The organism is Shewanella baltica (assembly GCF_900456975.1).
Classification (GTDB): domain Bacteria; phylum Pseudomonadota; class Gammaproteobacteria; order Enterobacterales; family Shewanellaceae; genus Shewanella; species Shewanella baltica.
The window spans coordinates 4103759-4123182 of sequence record NZ_UGYM01000002.1; the positions used below are offsets into that span (position 1 = coordinate 4103759).

General features: G+C 46.7%; 10 protein-coding genes. 2 read left to right on the plus strand and 8 right to left on the minus strand.

The genetic code is table 11. The annotated features are described in order from the left end of the window. Positions 1–76 precede the first annotated feature (76 nt). From DYH48_RS18365 to DYH48_RS18375, 3 genes are all read right to left on the minus strand, one after another. Positions 77–3154, minus strand: a complete 3078-nt coding sequence (locus DYH48_RS18365; RefSeq protein WP_115335570.1) for an efflux RND transporter permease subunit — start codon at positions 3152–3154, stop codon at positions 77–79. Then, positions 3154–4386, minus strand: a complete 1233-nt coding sequence (locus tag DYH48_RS18370) for an efflux RND transporter periplasmic adaptor subunit (RefSeq protein WP_115335571.1) — start codon at positions 4384–4386, stop codon at positions 3154–3156. The genes DYH48_RS18365 and DYH48_RS18370 overlap by 1 nt, the downstream gene beginning before the upstream one ends. A 294-nt stretch (positions 4387–4680) precedes the next feature. Beyond that, positions 4681–6036, minus strand: a complete 1356-nt coding sequence (locus DYH48_RS18375; protein ID WP_115335572.1) for a leucine-rich repeat-containing protein kinase family protein — start codon at positions 6034–6036, stop codon at positions 4681–4683. 220 nt (positions 6037–6256) lie between these two features. Between DYH48_RS18375 and DYH48_RS18380 the strand changes: the two genes are divergently transcribed. Then, positions 6257–7702, plus strand: coding sequence for a LysM peptidoglycan-binding domain-containing protein (locus tag DYH48_RS18380; RefSeq protein WP_115335573.1), 1446 nt, complete (start codon positions 6257–6259; stop codon positions 7700–7702). 173 nt (positions 7703–7875) lie between these two features. Here DYH48_RS18380 and DYH48_RS18385 read toward each other — a convergent pair whose 3' ends face one another. Then, the gene (locus tag DYH48_RS18385) at positions 7876–8997 is read right to left on the minus strand and encodes a sterol desaturase family protein (protein ID WP_115336167.1); all 1122 of its coding nucleotides are present in this window, start codon (positions 8995–8997) and stop codon (positions 7876–7878) included. 220 nt (positions 8998–9217) lie between these two features. Beyond that, a complete protein-coding gene (locus DYH48_RS18390; protein ID WP_115335574.1) occupies positions 9218–10600 on the minus strand; it encodes a DUF4397 domain-containing protein in 1383 nt (460 codons plus the stop codon). 376 nt (positions 10601–10976) lie between these two features. Here DYH48_RS18390 and DYH48_RS18395 point away from each other — a divergent pair, with 376 nt between their 5' ends. After that, positions 10977–13694, plus strand: a complete 2718-nt coding sequence (locus DYH48_RS18395; RefSeq protein ID WP_115335575.1) for a DEAD/DEAH box helicase — start codon at positions 10977–10979, stop codon at positions 13692–13694. 150 nt (positions 13695–13844) lie between these two features. Here DYH48_RS18395 and DYH48_RS18400 read toward each other — a convergent pair whose 3' ends face one another. From DYH48_RS18400 to ansB, 3 genes are all read right to left on the minus strand, one after another. Further along, positions 13845–16652 (minus strand): M16 family metallopeptidase, encoded by a 2808-nt coding sequence (locus DYH48_RS18400; protein ID WP_115336168.1) that lies wholly within the window; start codon positions 16650–16652, stop codon positions 13845–13847. A gap of 357 nt (positions 16653–17009) precedes the next feature. Continuing rightward, positions 17010–17594, minus strand: a complete 585-nt coding sequence (locus DYH48_RS18405) for a hypothetical protein (RefSeq protein WP_115335576.1) — start codon at positions 17592–17594, stop codon at positions 17010–17012. A gap of 655 nt (positions 17595–18249) precedes the next feature. Continuing rightward, the gene (gene ansB, locus DYH48_RS18410) at positions 18250–19308 is read right to left on the minus strand and encodes an L-asparaginase 2 (protein ID WP_115335577.1); all 1059 of its coding nucleotides are present in this window, start codon (positions 19306–19308) and stop codon (positions 18250–18252) included. Between the last annotated feature and the right edge of the window lie 116 nt (positions 19309–19424).

Sequence of the window (19424 nt, forward strand, 5' to 3'; positions counted from 1 at the left end):
TTGATCATAACGTATTTGCGGGCAAGTTGAACCCATGCTGTCGATCTAGTCTCGATAAACCCTAACGAACAGGCGACTAAGCTTTGGCGCTGCGCAGTCTTGCAAGTACATCCTTAGCTTTGAGTTCGGCCATAGCGACATAGGCCACAGGCACTACAAATAACGAGAAGAAGGTCCCCGCTAACAGGCCACCGACTAAGACTAACCCTATGTTGGCTAACCCTAATGAGCCAGGCCCAGAAGCCAGCGCTAAAGGAATGGCACTTAAAATCATGGTTAAAGACGTCATTAGAATCGGTCTTAAGCGAGATTTAGCACTGCTTCGCGCCGCCTCAATCGCACTCAAACCTTGGTCTTGTTGCTTGTTCGCAAACTCCACCAGCAAGATACCGTGTTTGGTCACTAACCCCACCAAAGTTAATAACCCTATCTGCGAGTAGATGTTCACGCTCTGGCCAAACAAGGTTAAGGTCAACAGCGCGCCAACAATACACAAAGGTACAGTCAGTAAGATGATCAAAGGATCGACGAAGCTTTCAAACTGCGCGGCCAAAATCAAATAGATAAACACCAGTGCCAGCAAAAATAGCGACTGAGTGCCCGCTTGTGAATCCATTAAATCTTTCACTACCCCATTGTATTTAAAGCCTTGGGCATCGTTGAGCAGTGTTGGCAGTTGCTCGTCTAAGTAAGCTTTGATTTCATCGGTGGAATAGCCGGGCATAACGTCCGCCGTTAGCTCGGCGCTATCAAGGCCCATAAAGGTCTTAATGTTCGATTCTGCCGTGGTCTGCTTAATCGACACAAACTGCGATAACGGCAGGGCTTGCCCAGATTCTGAAGTGACGTACAGCTTATTCAATACTTTGAAATCACTGAGCTTATCTAAGTTCACTTGCACTTGAATCGGATAAGTAAAGCCATCGGTGGCATGTAAATCCGCCGCCTTAACTGAGCCAAGGAAGGTCGACAGCGCATTCGTCACATCACCATAGCTGACGCCCGAGAGGATGATGGCGTTGCGATCGATAGACAGATCGTAGCGCAGCTGATCCCTCAGCACTGAGTTACCCACGTTGTTCAGCCCAGGATAATCCTCGAGTAACTTTTGCACTTTGGCGGCAGTGTCATTGAGCTCGTCCTTGTTACGATCTAAGGTCGTCAATTCTAATCGCAGGTTATTGGCAATACTGAGATTATTCGCCGAGCGAATACTAAAGGACATGTTATAGGCAGAAACGCTTTCCTTTGATTTGCTCATCAAGTCGCTGATCACCTCATCTATGCCCTCGCTGCGCTCACCCCAAGGTTTAAGCAGCACATGGTTTACTGGCTCGCCCTCGATGTAAGACAGGTTCGCCCCAACAGCGGGATGCTCATCCATCACGCCATTAAGCTCAGCATTATGGTTCAGATGATACTGGCGCCCCACACCGGTTGGGCCATTCGACGCCACATCGATAAAACCTGAATCTTCCGCAGGCAAGAGTATTTTCGGCAACTGCCAGTAGGCGATACCCGCAAGACCGATAAGCACCACTGCCGCGCCTAGCATTAAGCGCTTACGGGTAAACCACTTATCCAGCTCTTTGATATACATATCGTTTAACTGCTGCAGCGCATGCTCGACTCGGCTAAACCATTTCGGCTGCTGCTCAGTGGTATTGATAAGATAGGCGCTCATCATAGGCGACAAAGTCAACGCCACCACCCCAGAGATCATCACGGCGGCGGCCAAGGTGAAGGAGAATTGTCTAAACAGATCGGCGGTTAACCCCGACATTAATCCTATCGGCAGATACACGGCCGCGAGCGTTAAGGTCATGGCAATGATCGGGAAGATGATTTCCTGACAGCCTTTAATCGCTGCATTAAAAGGCGTTTCACCGTTTTCGATGTGGCGATAACAGTTCTCCACCACCACAATAGCATCATCAACAACCAGACCGATGGCCAAAATAATCGCTAGAATGGTCAACACATTGATGCTAAAACCGAGGGCCGACATCACGGCAAACACCCCAATCACACATACGGGAATGGTAATAATCGGAATCGATGCCGCCCGCAGGCTACCCAAAAATAACACCACAATCAGCGACACTAAGATCACCGCCTCAATCAGCGCGGAAAAGCCTTCGTCGATGGAAGCCTCAATAAAGTCGGCCTGATTGTAGGCCAAGGTCATTTCTAACCCTTGGGGCAAATGCTGCTGCATACGCGCAATTTCGGCCTTAATGTTCGAGGCCACAGTCACAGGATTCGCGTTACTCAAAGGTAAAATTTGCAACGACATAGCGCTATGGCCGCCAATAGACAAGATACTCGGCGACAGACTTTCTTCGCCCATCACCACATCGGCGACATCGGCGACTCGGATGATCTTGCCTTCGCTGACCTTGATCACTAAGTCCTTCACATCTTCGAGTGTTTCAACTTGATTCAATGGGTTAATCGAGAAATCCCGCGATTTACCTTTAATCGCGCCCGAGGTGAAGCTGGCATTGTAGGAGCCTAACGTGCCCACCACATCGGCGGCCTTAATGTTCAGCGCCTTCATCTGCTCGGGGTTGAGCCAGACTCTAACCGCTTTTTGTGAGCCGCCATAGGGCCCCCACACAGCGCCAACGCCTTGCACTTGCTTGAGCTGCGGCACTAGCTGCTGGCTAATGTAGTCGTACATGGCCTGCTTTTCCATGCCGCCCGCGTTCACAAAGGTAATGATATTACTGGCAGAATCGGTGGCCGAGGTATCGTCGGTAACCGTTGGCTTATCTATCATGCTCTGGGGAAAATCGTTAATCCCTTCGACGCTGCTGCGCAACTTATTCATTAAGTTGGTGTATTCGATATCGCTGGTATCGTCATTGAATTTAATAGTTAACGAGCAGCGCCCCTCGCTACAGTCGGTCGACATAGTATCGACCTTGTCTATGCCCGAAGCCGCAGCAATCAACTTATCGGCCACATTGCTCGACATAAAATCGGCGCTCGCCCCTGCAATCGATGCATTCACAGATGCCGAGTGGGTGGTGTGCTCAGGAAAATATTGAATATCGAGTTTTTGAAAGGCAATCAAGCCCAGTAACACAGCCATAATGCTGAGTACGGAGGCGAAGATAGGATGACGAATACAAACTTCGGGTAAACGCATTATTCGGCCCCCTCAGTGCTAGGTTCAGGACTTGGAGTAGCACCCGCACCTGAGTTGGAACTGGAGGCTGCCGCTTTATCGGCCGTGTTTTTATCCTGAATGACTTTGATCTTGCTATCGGACTTGAGGTTTTGCATGCCCGTCTTAACCACGAGATCGCCTTCGGCTAAACCTTCGGTCACGACCGCATAACCGTCGTTGGTGTTTTGCGCGAGTTTAACCACTTGTTTTACGGCGCTATCGCCCCGCACTAACCAGACAAAGCGTTCGTCGTTATTGGCGATAATCGAATTTTGCGGCACTAATAAGCGTTTTATCCCACGGCTATAGAACTGCTTAATATTGGCGAACATGCCGGGCGCTAGTTTGAACTCTGGGTTGTCGAGGGCAGCGTGCACTTCAACTCGCCCTGAGCTTTCATCCACCGCTGGAGCGACATAGTTAACTAATCCTTTGAACACCTTATTGCCATAGGCTTCGACCGTCACATTCACCTTCTGGCCTTGTTGCGCCTTACCAAAATCGTTCTGGCTAATGGCATAACGGACTTCGACGGGATTTAAACTATAGAGAGTGACTAAGGCTGTACCTGCGCCAATTTGGCTACCGATGGACTGACTAAAGCTTGTTAGCTGACCGTCGAAGGGCGCCTTGATCAAGTAGTCGTTCATGGTCGCTTGTTTCTGGCGAAAATCGGCATCGGCCAGATTCACATTTTCCCGCAGCTCATCCACATCTTGCTTGGCGAGTGCGAAAGGCTCTTTGATCAGCAGGTCTTCAATACGCTCAAGCTTAGTTTTCGCCAGTACTAAGGTGCTCTTAGCCTTGTCTAAATCGGCCTTGGCCTTAGTGTTATCTTGCTCGGCAATCACTTGGCCTTTCGTCACTTTGTCGCCGTTACTAAAATGGATGGCGCTGATTTTTTCGCTGGCGTTGAAGTTGAGTATCGCCGAATCGATGGCGTTAATTTTACCGACTTCATTGACGACATCGGCAAAGGAGGTTTCTTTAATGGCCTCGACCGTCACAGGGATAACGTCGACCTTGTCCGCCGCAGATACGGCTATAGGGGTTAAGGTGAAAAGACTCGCCAATAGAAACGTCAAAGGCGCAAATAAGGGCGCCTTTGGGAGATGATGGGGGCTTTTTAATGAAATATCGCATGCACTGCGTGCTCGTTCAGTCACTCTTTGTATAAACAGCGTTTGTGTAAACAGCGTTCGTGTAAACATAGTATGCAAACCTATCGTTCTTACTATTCAACGGACATCCTATCCGACAACAGCAAACCGGATTGAACCCAAGACTAATACCAAGTCCCCCAAATGCCTGTTTCAGCAATTTGAGGTTATTTGGGTATACAGCCTATAGGCATAATCCCAGTCAGTGCCAGTAAAAACTCGGCTACACAACCAAACAAAACAATGAGTTAACGATAAACTTATTAGAGCAAACTTAAATCACACAAAGACATATAAAACACAACAAACTAGAAACAGATGTAAAGCCGACCTGTTAGCAAGCCACTATTTGCCTTTTAGCAGCGCTCCGATGGCCTTTTTCACCTCTGCAAAACAGGGGCGCTGAGTCACATCTAACTGCATACATTCGTCCTTAATCGCACTCAACTTTCTATAGTGTTCAGGGCCAATCGAGGCACTCACATAGGCCGATGTATCCACATAGGCCAACAAATCCTCAATCAAGCAGCCCAGCGCGCGCACTTCAATCGCCTCCATTGCCAAGCGCTCTACCGTCGATAGATTACGTAAATTGGATGCCGCGCCAAAATCACCAAACAACAAGTTCATCTGTTGATTAACCATAATGTTATGGGCATAGACATCGCCGTGGCTCACTTGCTTAGCGTGCATGTGCGCCATCGCATCGGCCAATTGGAGTGCAATCTTAGTCACGTCATCAAGGCTAAACTGGGTATCAGCATGAAAGGTATCGCGGGTGCAAGTTGCCAAACTGGGCGGTAAACCTAAATTGCTAAACCCGGGCGGGATGAGCTCCATCACTAAGCCCAATTGATCCTTCTGGCTGATGTGCGCCACCACCTTAATAAGGCTCGGGTGATCTCCCGTTGTGAGGCAGCAATCTAACTCGTCGGCGGGATAACCATCGCTGGTCACTTCACCCTTAAAGAGTTTTACTGCAATCTGCGATGAACCCGTCGCGGCTATCATGGCCTGATTCAACCAATCGCCACGGTAAATCACCCCAGAAGCCCCTTCGCCCAGCTTCTCAGCCAACTTGATATCATGCAGAGTCACGTTTGCCACTGTGGCCACATCGGCATGGGGATCAACTAAGGTATGGCTGAATGGATTACCCGCAAAAGCGAGCCAAGTCAGCTTAGGCAAACCCAATAGCCAAGCTGGCAGCGCTTGCAGTTGATTGGCCGATAGACGCACTAATTCTAAGTTACGGCAATTGACCATAGACTCGGGCAAAGCCGTTAACCGGTTGCCCGCTAATGCTAATTTTTGCAGACGAGGTAAATCGCCCATAGCCGCAGGTAAGGTTTCGATTTGGTTATCGGTAAGAATGAGCCAGCGGGTTTGTAGCGGTAACGCGGCGGCAGTCACAGTGCGGATTTTATTCGCCTTAAAGCCAATCATCTCTAAATTCGCACAGCGCCCTAATACCTCGGGTAAGTGTTCGAAGCGGTTATTAGAAGCAAAGAGGATCCTTAAGCGCGATAAACGGTGCAAGTCCTCGGGCAGAGTACTCAGTTGATTATTCGACAAATCGAGGATTTCGAGGCTATCGGCTAAGTCAAAAATCTCCCGCGGAAACTCGGTTAACTCCTCGACCAATTGTAAACGCGTGATCCCTTGTAACTGCCCTGATCTTAACTGCGCTAACGTCTGCACTTTGCTACCCAAGTCAATGAAAAATCGCCGCTATGGTAGCGCATTAATGATTAAAGCTAAACGCAAGATATACAGCCAAAGGGCGGCGCGATCGGCGCTAAACGGACGTTAAGCGGGCATTGCAAATAGGGGGAAACCGTGGGGAGCTATCCAGAAACGCGAAAACAGATTAGCATGTGCACCAATATGGAATGCCCAGTTAACTCATCACAGGACAATCATGCGGAAACATTTTCGCCAAACGCACTCTTTTACAGTGCTAATGCTGGCCATGTTCGTGGCCCAATTGAGCGGTTGCGCGACCACGTCGGCAAGCTCATCGACCACAGAATTCAGTGCCCCAGCAAATGATGTGAGTAACGGTAGCGACCACTCGCCACAACACCAGCAGCACACACCACCCGCAGTGGTTGAGCAGTACAGCGACGTTTGGGAAAAGATCCAACACGCCAATACCATTGACGTACATGACGATGCCGAAGTGCGCAAACAGCGTAACTTTTTCGATGATAAACAGAAATTTATGAACCAAGTCGGCGAACGCGCCGAGCCCTTTTTGTATTACATCGTCAGCCAGCTAGAAGCCCGTAACATGCCATTAGAATTGGCGTTATTACCCATAGTCGAGAGTGGTTACAATCCACTGGCACAGGCAAACGGCCCGGCTGGACTGTGGCAGATGATCCCCGCCACAGGGCGTAATTTTGGCTTAACGGTTAACTCTGCCTACGACGGTCGCAAAGATGCGCTGGCCTCAACCGATGCCGTGCTCGACTATCTACAGCATTTATACGACACCTTAGATCACGACTGGATCAACGCCGTCGCCGCCTACAATACCGGTGAATTGGTGATTAAAGCCGCCATCGACAAGAACAAAGCCAAGGGCAAACCGACGGACTTTTGGTCGTTGGGCATTCCCGCCAAGCGCGTACAGACTGTGCCTAAGTGGCTGGCCTTTATTCAAATTATTCGCGCACCCAATCATTACAATCTAAAAGTGCGACCGATTGCTAACCGCCCTTTCTTAGATAGAGTCCCTGCGCCCAATGGCGTGGATATCGGCCAAATCGCCAATGCGGCAGGGCTGAGCAAGGCAGAATTTAAAACCTATAACCCGGGCTTTCGCCAAGGCGTGATCCCGAGCAAAGGCAAATATCAGATCGCCTTACCGCTGGAAAACATAGGCCAATATCAGGAAAATCACGACAAACTCTACGCCCAAAAACGCTATGACAGCCAAAGCTATATCGTTAAATCCGGCGACAGCCTAGGCACAATCGCGGCTAAGTTTGATACATCAGTCAAGGCATTAAAACAGGCTAATAACCTGACCTCTGATCGCCTCAAAATCGGCCAAGAGCTCACACTCTTAACGCCAATGGCAGCCAATGATAATGAGCCAGAACCCGCTAAAGCCAACACTAAGGCCGATAGCAAAGCCAAGTCATCGACCAAAACAAATGCCAACGGCACTAAGCCCAACGGCTCAAAATCGGCCGATAAGCCAACGGTAAAAGCCAAAACCTACAAGGTAAAATCCGGCGATTCGCTGGATAAAATCGCCCGTAAGAATAAGGTCAAACTGGCTGATTTAATGAAGTGGAACCAGCTCAATGGCAAGAGCATTATTAAGCCAGGCCAAGAGCTGAAAATCAGCGAATAACGCTTACGGCGTTAACAGCAAAAAGCCCAGCAAAGCGCAAATTAAAAACGCTGTGTTGGGCTTTTTTGTGTCCCACGCTTACAGGAAGAGTGGCTTGTGGCTTGTGACTTGTGACTTGCGAAGAGTCACTTCAAACCCATCTTTTAAAATAAGTCACTTCAAATACAACGCTGCTATTTTGTGTCTTTCTTCGCTAACCCAAGGGGATACAATTGCTGCTTAAACATGCCAACGGGCATGTAATCACCGACAACACCATATTGCTCAGGCCACTCCTTCTGACCTCGAACGGCGGTTCCAAAGAAGTAATCTAAAAATGAAAAGTGGGCAGCATAGTTACGATCGATAGCCGCCTTATCGGAAGCATGATGCCAATGGTGGAACTGCGGGCTGACGATTAAGTAACGTAGCCAACCGAAGTTAACTTGGACATTGGCATGATTAAAGACCGCCTGCACGCCAACGATAATCACATAAATACTGATGATGTCTTTAGAGAATCCCAAGATAAAAATCGGCGTGAGCACCAAACAACGGGTAGCAATCAACTCAAACATATGTTGCCGAGATCCCGCCAACCAATCTAAATGTTTCGCGCTATGGTGCACCGAATGGAAGCGCCACAGGAAAGGGATCTCATGGTAAGCGCGATGCGCCGCATATTGCATTAAATCGGCGACCAATAGGATCAACAGCAGCTGCAACACAAAGGGCAGACCCGCGATAAAGCTTTGCACTGTGCTGGAAATGGCCCAAGAAAAGCTCGACTGCACAAATTGGTTTGCCACCAATAATACAAATCCAATCGCTAAATGATTCACCAGAAAATGATTTAAATCCCCTTGCCACTCGGGTCTCAATATTGCCTGTTCTGGTTTATGGGGTAACCATTTCTCGATAAAAATGAAAATTAACGTTGAGCCTAATAAGTCTAAAATAAACCAATCTAACCCCAGTGAGACCTTATGATTGGCAAAAGGCTCGACCTCGACTTGATGACCACCAAAGGCAATCGCCAAGCTCACAAATACCCAAGCCACAAAGCCAAATCGTTTATTTTTATTTCGAATAAAATTTAATAAACCTAAGCTGCCCGACACCACTAAGGCGACAAATATCAAACTGCGAATAATATCGACGTTATAACTTTGGCGTAATTCGGGGGTAGTCAGGTATTCAGGGAAATGAAACGCCAATACACCTAAAAACGATAATATGGCTAACATGCACGCTATGGTGCCGCTAATACTGCCTTCACCAATTTGGAAATGGCCATCTTTAAATCCTTTGCTAATCACAGTGAACTCCTTTTCCTATGCTGCTCGCGTTATCCACACAACCACCACTCAGCTTAATTTTGCCGATTAGCCTACATTAACCCCACAACCACAATCAATAAAAAGCGCACGCTAAGAGAATAATGCTGAATCTATTAAGCCTCTCTAAAACCAACACCTAAAAAACAGCCCAAAAAAAGCGCTACCTAAGTAGCGCTCTTGTATTAGCTAAGTTTACTCACCTTAGCGGTTTGATCTTAATCAAGTTATAACCAAAGCTAGTCGCAGGATCTTTATTCAGCACCATAGTGACATTGTCTTCATTGCTGAAATCCATTAAATCGGAGGCATAGACAACGGTTTTAGTGCCGTTTTCGACTGCGATGACTTTAATAGAATATTCGCCTGCAGGTACAGTCACTGACTGAGGGCTCGCAGGATTGACCGCAGTGATCTTATTTACCGCAGTTTCAATCGTGTCATTTGCTTTTAAGAAATATACAGTGAGATTGCTTTTATCGGCAAAACTCACAATGTCAAACTTAAAGCTATAGGGACTTGGAGTCTGAGTTTGCTTCATCTCCATCGCCTTCACTTGGCTGCCCTGCTCTGTCGCCTGCTCGTAAATGAAGATGGTTTTAATATCATCTTGATTAAGGGTGATCAGCACATTGTCGAGTAATTTATTTTGCGTACCGTGATCGAACACGCTCACACCAAAGTCATTAAACTCGGCGCCTTGATAGCTAGTCACCCCAAAAGATGGCACTTCGCTAAACAGGGTATCTTGCTTACTGCTGGCCACTTTCACATCGATAATGTGCGAGCCTAAACCGTTAAAGACGCGATAATCGACACTCGCTTCTAGCGCCACATGGTTGCGAACATTGGTGGTTGAATCGACGCTGTCTAAGGTGATTTTTGAATCCGAAGCGCCAAAACCTTCACGGATGATCAACTTATAAGGCACCTTAGCACTGAATTTAATGTTCGCAGTCGTGTAAGACACATTGGTCGTTCCCGCAGGAGCGAGGTAAACCTTATATTCCCCCGTATCCATCACTTGCGGCTGCGACGCTTCACCGTAGGCCACACTGCCTAACATCACGGCATCGGCAAAGGTTTGTGTCGACTTAGACACATAGGCATCAAAGGCTTGGGCATGCACAGCAGTATTCGCAATCAAAAGCTGCATTTTACTGTTTTCTGCCACTTCATTGAGCTTATCGAGTTCAGTGCGGGAATAGTTGATATTGAGTAATTTAGGTTCGGCAAAATCACCATGCAATACAAAGAAATGATCTGTAGCGACTTTCAAATCGATATCTTCTTTATAGATGGAGATATCTTTGTCAGAGGCGTCCTTAGCCATCACTTCAATCGCACTCACGCCCGCCGTCGACGTAAAGCGCGGCATAGTGTCCCCATAGATCACGCTTTCATAGGTTTTATCGGCGACTTTTAGTGCCGTTGCTGTGCTTCCGGCCGAAGCGTTATAGAATTGCACATAGGTGGCATTCTGATCTGTGCCATCTTCATTATTGCTGTCTGAGCCACATGCCGTTACCGCTAAACAGGCAACAGTCACCGCAGCGAATCCCTTTAGCTTACTTTTTATCATTGTTTCCCTCATTGACTGACATAAAATTCAGTTCAGTCTACCCAGATATCCAATGACAACAATGCCTTTTTACCTTAAAAACAAAAACAAATATTTCACAAACTCAAACACTTAACAAGCATTTCAATAACACTGTAAATAGTGATACAAACCACACTTTTTGGCCTCTTAATTGATACAAATGCATTTGCCGATACTTTTGCTCACATCTCAAAAACGCTTCTACTGCGGTGGAAAATGGCTGGTCTATCGAACAGCTCTCTTTTAGGCTTATTGCGACTATGGATAAACCATCCACAGACGGTACAAACCTTGTTCGACTTATGCGATTGGGTTACTCTCGCATCGCCAATTAAGCCTTTGGGATGGATAGGATTTGCAAGGGATTCTCAACTACTACAAACAATGTTTTCAACACGATAGTGCCGAAATCAACCTCTGGTCTAGCCACAAGCTTGCTGAGCAAGAAAAGCTATTACTCCAACATGAAGACGAGTTAAGCAGTGGCTTCCTACCCCGTTTACCCGTGCCATTTGCCCAAGCCTCTGCATTAATGGCGCGTAGTACCTTGTATCTACGTGAAAAAGTACTATTGCACTGTTGTTTATTTTTCTGCGGCACAGTCGAACTTAATGGCGAAAAACGTAAAGTCGTGACACCACTCCTTTACCGCGAATGCCAATTACAGGCAGATGGCGATAACATTTACCTGCAGGGCAATGACACATTTTCTGGTCAAGGGCCATTCACCATCAATGAAGCCCTGTTAGAAAAATTAGTCATTGAAGGACACAGCTTAAGTCAAGAGTTACGCGATAATCCAACAGATGTCAGTGGCTGGATAGCTTGGCTGCGGGCGGGCCAAGCCGATGTTGATACCAGTCATTTATTTCATTTTCCCAAACTGATCGATGAAGCTGAATTCACTAGCTTATGCCGTAAACGTGGGCAGTTTATGGTCAGTCGGAGCCAAATTATTCTTGCAGAGCGTTCGCTCGCTAGTCGGGGCATTTTGCACGAACTCGACAAGCTAATAACAGCGCCCTCACACTCTGCGCCGCTTAAAGCGCTATTCGCAGAAACCCAACAAAAAATATCAGCAAGCGACAATGCAGACACGCAAGAGGCTTATCTTCCAGGGCTGTTAAGCCGCGCCCAAATTCAGGCGTTAAAGATAGCGGCCAATCAAACTTTGGGGCAGATCTCAGGCCCACCCGGAACAGGTAAAAGTTACACCATAGCCACAGTGGCGGCGGAGCAGGTATTAAGGGGGAAATCTGTCCTCATCGTCGCCCACACAGATGTTGCTGTTGATGTGATTGCCGATAAGTTAGAGCAACAATTCCAGCTAGGTAGCAGTCTTATCCGAGCCGGCTCGCCGCAGTTTATTAAAGTCCTTAAAAACCAGATAGATGAAATGCTCCATGGTCAGCACCCAGCGACTGATGAAACCATTTCAGATATCCTACTACTCAATGCAAAACAGCAACTTAATACTGTGGCCCGTCAGCAAGCCAAAATGGAAGCCAGTTTTATACACCATTGCCGCCATGCCATACGTCGCGGCCAAAAACTGGCGACCTTACAACAAGGACAATCGCGCTGGCGCTTAGGATTTTATAATTGGGCATACCATGCGGGGATCAAACAATTTGCCCAGCAATGGAATGTGCTTGATAAATTAACGACACTGATAGCGCAAAAAGAAAGCTTAAGTCTCAAATACTTACAATTGGCCACTCACTATCGATTAAACCAATTACTCAAACATAAGCGCAGTACGCTGGTGAGTTTTGCCAGTGCACTTCGCGCTCGGCAGTCCGCTAAGCAAGTCGAAGGTTTCTACAAAACGGATTTTGATGCCCTAAAACAAACCTTTCCTATTTGGTTATCTAGCCTTGCCAGCTTACATAAAGTGCTCCCTATGGAGCAGCAAATGTTTGATTTAGTGATTATTGATGAAGCCACTCAAGCCAATATTGCCGAATGCTTACCTGCATTGCAGCGGGCAAAGGCGGCACTGGTTGTTGGTGATAACAAACAATTACGACATTTCTCGTTTTTATCCCGCGCGAAGCAAACCCAAATCCACACTCAGTTAGGACTCGCGCAGGATTGTCGCGGGTTAATGAGCTACCGTGATGCGAGCATGCTCGACTTAGTATCACAATCCCTCACGAGCCAGTCCCAAGTGGTATTTTTAAATGAGCATTTCCGTAGCAAACCTGAGCTGATCCAATTTAGTAATCAGCAGTTTTATCAAGGCATGCTGAAAATTATGCAGCACAGACCTTGCACGAGTTCAGGGCACTTACACCGAGTCCACATTACTGGCAGCCGTGATAATAAGGGAATTAACGTAATAGAAGCGGAGGCATTAATTGAAAAGTTAGCTCAACTAATTGATGAACAAGAAAATGTATTAGTGCCTTCCAGCATTGGTGTGCTTTCCTGTTTTCGCAATCAAACTGAGTATTTATCCCAGCAAATCCTCGCGCGCTTTAGCACGCAGCAAATAGAACGTCACCAATTACGGATTGCCACCCCCTTTGGTTTTCAAGGGGAAGAACGCGATATTATGCTGCTGTCGTTTAGCATTACTGCCAACGACAGCCGAGCTGCGGTGTATTTAAATCGAGCCGATATGTTCAACGTCGCGATTACCCGAGCCAAACAGGCGCAATGGCTATTTTTATCGGTACAAGAGCATGAACTCCCCAACAATAATTTACTGGCAACTTACTTAGCATCGGCGGGCCAATTTCAAGCGGCACATCATTATGTCGATGCCCTCGATACCTTTGGCCAGTCGGTGGCACACGCGATTGAAGAAAAAGGGATTACAGTATGGCGCGCCTACCATATGGCGGGGCTGGAACTGGATATTCTGTGCCGTTATGGTGACCAATATTTAGCGATAGATTTAATCGGTTACCCAGGACCTTGGGCGGACTTTTTCGATATTGAACTGTATAAACTCTTGCAGCGCGCAGGCATTAAACTTATCCCCGTGAGCTATGGGCTTTGGTGTCAGCAGCGGGAACTGTGTATCCAACAAATCTGCAATCAATTTAAGCTAGAACAATCGAATTAAACAATAAGCATCTCACGGATGACATCCCCGTTGACGACCGATGAAATAGGCCAAGACGGAACGTTGGAGTTAGAACAAAATATCCCCTGCACTGGCTAGCACAGGGGATATGGCGGTGAATGATCAATCTTCTATTCTATGCACCAACACTCATTGCTGGGGTTCAAGTGGTGCAGGAAGGACTTGGATGGTTAAACTGCCATCAGCTGGCAAATATTGCTGTGCCAGTTTACTGAGCTCTGCCGGTGTCATCTTCTGTGCCAACGCTTGTCTTTGTTTAAAGGTGGCAAAGCGTCCAGGATAACTCTGGGCATTTGATGCCAAATCTAACCAAAAACCATTGCTCTGCGGCGCGGCTTGCATCCATTCAAGCACAGGTTGGCGGGCTCGGTTAAGTAAGTCTTCGCTAATCCCCTGCGGCTGCTTCACTTGGTTAACTGCAGCGGTGAAATACTCGGAAACCGTTGGCAACATGGCTTGAGTCGTCACGCTAAATAGACCGAGATAACCATATCCGCTGGCATTGAGATCATTGTAAGAAAAGGCCGATGGCGAATAACTCGCGCCCGCTTTTTCTCTCACATTTTCCGTTAATAGGATGCTGAGCACTTGCTCCAACAATCCCAGTCCAGCGTGTTGGCTTAGGTGAGTCATATCCGTTGTTGGCCACACCATGGCCAGCGCCGCTGAATCTGGATGACCATAGTGTGTTAACGTCATCTTAGCCGGCACTTTCGGGAACACAGGCACTAGCGATTGGCCATTTTCAGTGGGGCTGCGTTTGATTGCTCCGAGAGTTTCAGCCACAGCAGTAATGGCGCTGGCTTCGTCGAAATCCCCCACTATGGCGATTTCAATTGCTCCTTGCTCGACGGCTGAATGGAAACTCGGCGCCAGCTCTGCAAACTGACGTTTTAAAATGTCTTCCGGTTCACCATAACCATAACGTTTATCACCACTGTGGGAGATACGGTCAAACTGATTAGAAAACTCAGTTTGCGGGTTGCTATGGAGACTTTGCTGCTCGGCAATCACTTGCTCGCTGAACAATTGCTCGGCCTGCTTATTCATGCCGGGTTCAATCAAAAAGGCCGTCATTAAACCGAGCTGCGTGCGCAGTTCTGCAGCATTGGTACTAATCTCACCGCCAAAACTCTGCTCACGCACGCCTAGGTTAATGGAAATATCTTGCCCAGCAAAAATCTCCTGCAGGCTTTCATAATCATGGGCCTTGAGTCCACCCTGCACAAACGCACTGTTAAACAGATAAGATAAGCCATCTAACTCAGGGAATGGCACTTCACCAAAGCCTATGTTGAGGCTGACCAAAGTAGTGCCTTTATTAAAGTCAGTAGGCTTAAGATTAAGGCGTACGCCATTGGCAAACTGTAGCTGGCGAATGCCCGTTTCGGCATCGCGACTATCGGCCACTAACTTGCCTTGATCGCCAAATTGAGTGTATGCAAACTCGTCAATCGCCTTAGTTGCTGGCGCACTCACAGCTTGTTTGCGGCTTTTCTCATAGCTAGCGATAAGCTGTTTTTCAACATTTTCGATGGGCTTATTGCTCGTCAGATACAGATACGGCGTAGCATTCCATGTCTGATTAAACACTTGCTTTAGCTTTTGCGGCGTCACTGTCGGCAGTATTTTTTCAAAAAATGCCAGCTGCCACTCAGGCTCTACAGGCACGCGATTTTCCGCGACCGAATACACTAACCCCTCGGCAATATTCACACTGTGGATAGTAGTGCTACCCGCTGCGCTGAGCTGATACCCTTTGTGCATACGTTTGATTTGTTGGTCAATTTCCTGCTGACTAAAACCAAACTCTTGTGCTTGGCGCAGGGTTTGCTCCAATATTGCTATGCCCTCTTGCCAGTTATTCTCCTGCGTACCTAAGCTCATTTGAGTGCCATAGGCGATATCAAATTGATCCCCAACCTGCAGGCTAACGCCAGATAAACCTTGGCTATGCAGTAACTGCGACTCCATTCTGCGATACAAGATGCCGTGGGCGAGTTCAAGCAGTATTTCCTGCTCTCGCACGGCAGGGCTGTCGGCAGGGTATGCCATAGGCTTGAGCATACCGAGTGAAATCGAGGTCGATAGGCTAGGATCGAAAAATGCCGCCGCATCGACGCGTTGACGCTCTGCGACAGTGCCTAGCGCTTGCGGCTTAACCTTCGCCGCCAAAGGCGCGGCCTGCCAACTGGCAAACTGTTGTTTTATCTTTTGTTCAACTGCGGCTACCTCGATATCACCCACCACAATTAAGGTGGTGCGTGAGGGCGTGTAAAAACCTTGGTATAAAGACAGCAGCGTCTCGCGAGTAGCATTCTTGATGCTGTTCGCCTCTCCCACAGGTAAGCTCTTTGACAACAGTGTATCTGGCATTAAAAACTGTAATTGATTGCGGTAATTCTCCAGATCCGCACCGCTACGCTCACGCAGTTCAGCCAATACCACCGCTTTTTCACGCTCGATAAGCGCCGGGTCGAGTAATAAATTACTGCCAATTTCGCGCATTAAAAACAAAGCGGTATCGACTTTATCTTGGCTATTACTTGGCAAGTTGAATTGATAAACCGTCTGCTGAAACTCAGTCACAGCATTGGTATCGGCGCCAAAACTCAGACCAAGACGCTGCAATGTCGGGATCATCTCCCCCGCAGCCAAACCCGTCGAGCCATTAAAGGCCATGTGCTCAAGAAAATGCACTAACCCCTGCTCGGTATCGGACTCCACCACTGAGCCTACGTCCACCCGCATGCGTACTATGACAGCCTGCTCTGGCGTCTTATTGCTCACTAATAAATAGCGCATGCCATTGGCAAGTTCACCGGTATGGATTCGCCCACTCATGGGCAAGTCAGCCGTCCCCATCCACTGCGGCTCTTCGCTCGCCTTTAGCGGTAACGCCACACTTAATAATGCCAGCAGTAACCACTGGCGCATCAAACTAATCACCTTGAAATTGTTCATTAAAATTCGCACTTTCCCCCCAAAATCAAATAAGAAACCTAGGAAGCGCACACCTAAGTTTCAGATAAAATAAGCTTTCACTATAGTACCTAAAGCACTTTAAGTCACAAAATCAATACCTTATGCCGTACTAAAAATAGTTTATAGCCTTGATATCTAGTAGGAATATCTTGAAAAATAAGCGCGAGAGGGGATAGGGAAAAGGATAGTATTCAGTAAGCTAACAAAATTAGCTTATACCAACCGTATTAGTTCCCAGATGTTGGCAGTGACTTTAAAAAAGCAGAATATAAGTGATTAGAAATATATCCCGCTATCATATTCAGAAATTTAAACTAACAAGGTGAGAGCATAAATAATCATCGCCCAATAGAAACAAAACAGAAAAATCCATATCCAATTCAACCAAGTTAAGCGTGAATTATCAGGATATTCCACAGATTCAAGCGCAAAATTAACTGCTTTTTGAGCTTGATACAGCGGATATAAAACAGCTAATGGAACAAATATTGATGCCACAACTAATGATATTGGCAACGTATCAATTTGATTAAGAATTCCGCCAACGACTAACAATACAACATAAAATGTCGCCATAGCTGAGCTATTCCAGCGATACTCTCGATTATCTTCTTTAATGTATTCACTAATATAAACAAATAGAGAATGTGTATAAAAGATAGAAAAAAAGCTACGCGCTATTGGCCATGCATCTAAGTCATAGTAATTTTTTAAAGCCTGCCACTGTTTATAAAACCAATAAACTTGATAGAGACCAAAGGTCGCAATAAACATGATAATTAACTTGGTCAGTGATACATGAAACAGCGGTACCCCATGGGTTTTAACCTCTTCCTTTGTTAACCTAGCATTACTTTCTAGCGAACTGTTTTCCTGACTAATCACTTCTTCCATGGTGGGGGAAATTCCTTTATTTTTCTCAATTATCTCAATGTTAAATAGCTCTATTGCTTTCAATTACATAATCTAAAACTGACGCGAGTAACATTCTAATCCACAATGTAAAATTTGTTAACATAATTTAGGTGGTACTTGGCGTTATGAGTAACTAAAATACTGCTCAGAACAACGACAGCCTAGTTGCTGCTAAACGAGATAGGCGCCTGCAGAATGAGAGTGAAGAATGTTAATTAGATAGCGTGTCACTCCGACAGAACGTCTGTATCACTTTCATAGAAAAGGAAATATTATCGAAAACATTAACTATTTTTGAATACACGTGAAATCAGCGCGATAAACATAAGTCATGCATGTCATTTCGATAAGGCGAATAGTTTGTTGCAGCACATACACTCGGAATATTTGAATACCCTACATGGAAGTCGTTCTGTTTAGTGAATAGAAGAATCGGCAGTCCGCCTTGGTCGCCTCTTGATTGAAGCTCTGAATTGAACCCTCACTATTTTTAGCTTTCAAAATCACAACCAAGTCGAGATATCTTTACTCATGGCATCTAGGAAAAACAACGTCATGGATAGCTCCTCAATGACAAAATGCAAAAGCCCTACGAATATGCGCAGGGCTTTTTTTTTATCACTCAACTGAAATCCTAAAACTGTTGAAACCAACGTTGGATCTGCTGTGGATCTTTGCTTTTCGTTAACGATAGCATCAACAAAATACGGGCTTTTTGCGGGTTAAGATTACCTGCTGCAATAAAACCGTATTTAGCATCATCTATCTCAGCATCGAGCGTCGTTGCACCTGTGGGCACTCGGCTAGAGCGAACGACTAAGGTGCCTTTTTGACTCGCTTTAGCTAAAACATCGAATATAGAGTGGTAGATATTACCGTTACCCACACCGGCACTGACTATGCCATCAAAACCCGCTTCAACCATGGCTTTGGCTGGTAAATCACTGGCATTGGCGTAGCTATACACTATGCCTACCTGCGGTAACTTGTCGAGTTTGCTGACATCAAAAGGCGTTTGCGTAGTATGTTGACGCTCAGTATTACCCATGTACTCAATCTTGCTGTTATGGATCACGCCAAGCGGGCCAAAGTTAGGCGCGGCAAAGGTATGCACACCTGTGGTATTCGTCTTAGTAACGTCGCGGGCGTTCAATACGGTATCGTTCATTACCACTAATACACCTCGACCTTTAGATTCAAGGTTCGCGGCGGTTGCGACGGCGTTATACAGATTCATTGGACCATCGGCGCTCATGGCGGTTGATGGACGCATAGCGCCAACCAATACCACAGGTTTATCGCTCTTGATGGTGAGGTTTAGAAAATAAGCGGTTTCTTCTAAGGTGTCGGTGCCGTGGGTGATGACGATACCGTCGACCTCTTTATCGGCCAGTAACAGATTGATGCGCTTGGCTAACGCTAGCCAAACTTTATCATTCATGTCCTGCGAACCGATTTTAACCAGTTGCTCACCTTGAATATCGGCAAGCTGTTTCATTTCAGGCACAGCCGCAATTAAGCTACTAATGCCCACTTCACCAGCCTGATAGTTAGACTCAGTGGCCGATTGCCCTACTCCGGCAATGGTGCCACCCGTGGCAATGATCCGTACCTGTGGAAGCGCCTGCGCCGCAGAGGAGAGAACTAACCCTAAGGTGACCGAGAGCAAGAGCTTACGCATTGAAAAATTCATGCTTACATCCTTTTATTAATAATAAACGCTCCACAGTGTGCACTATTATTTAACTCTAACCGTGATAATTCTCACTAAAATGAAATAACAAATTTAGCGTTATCTAATTGATTATT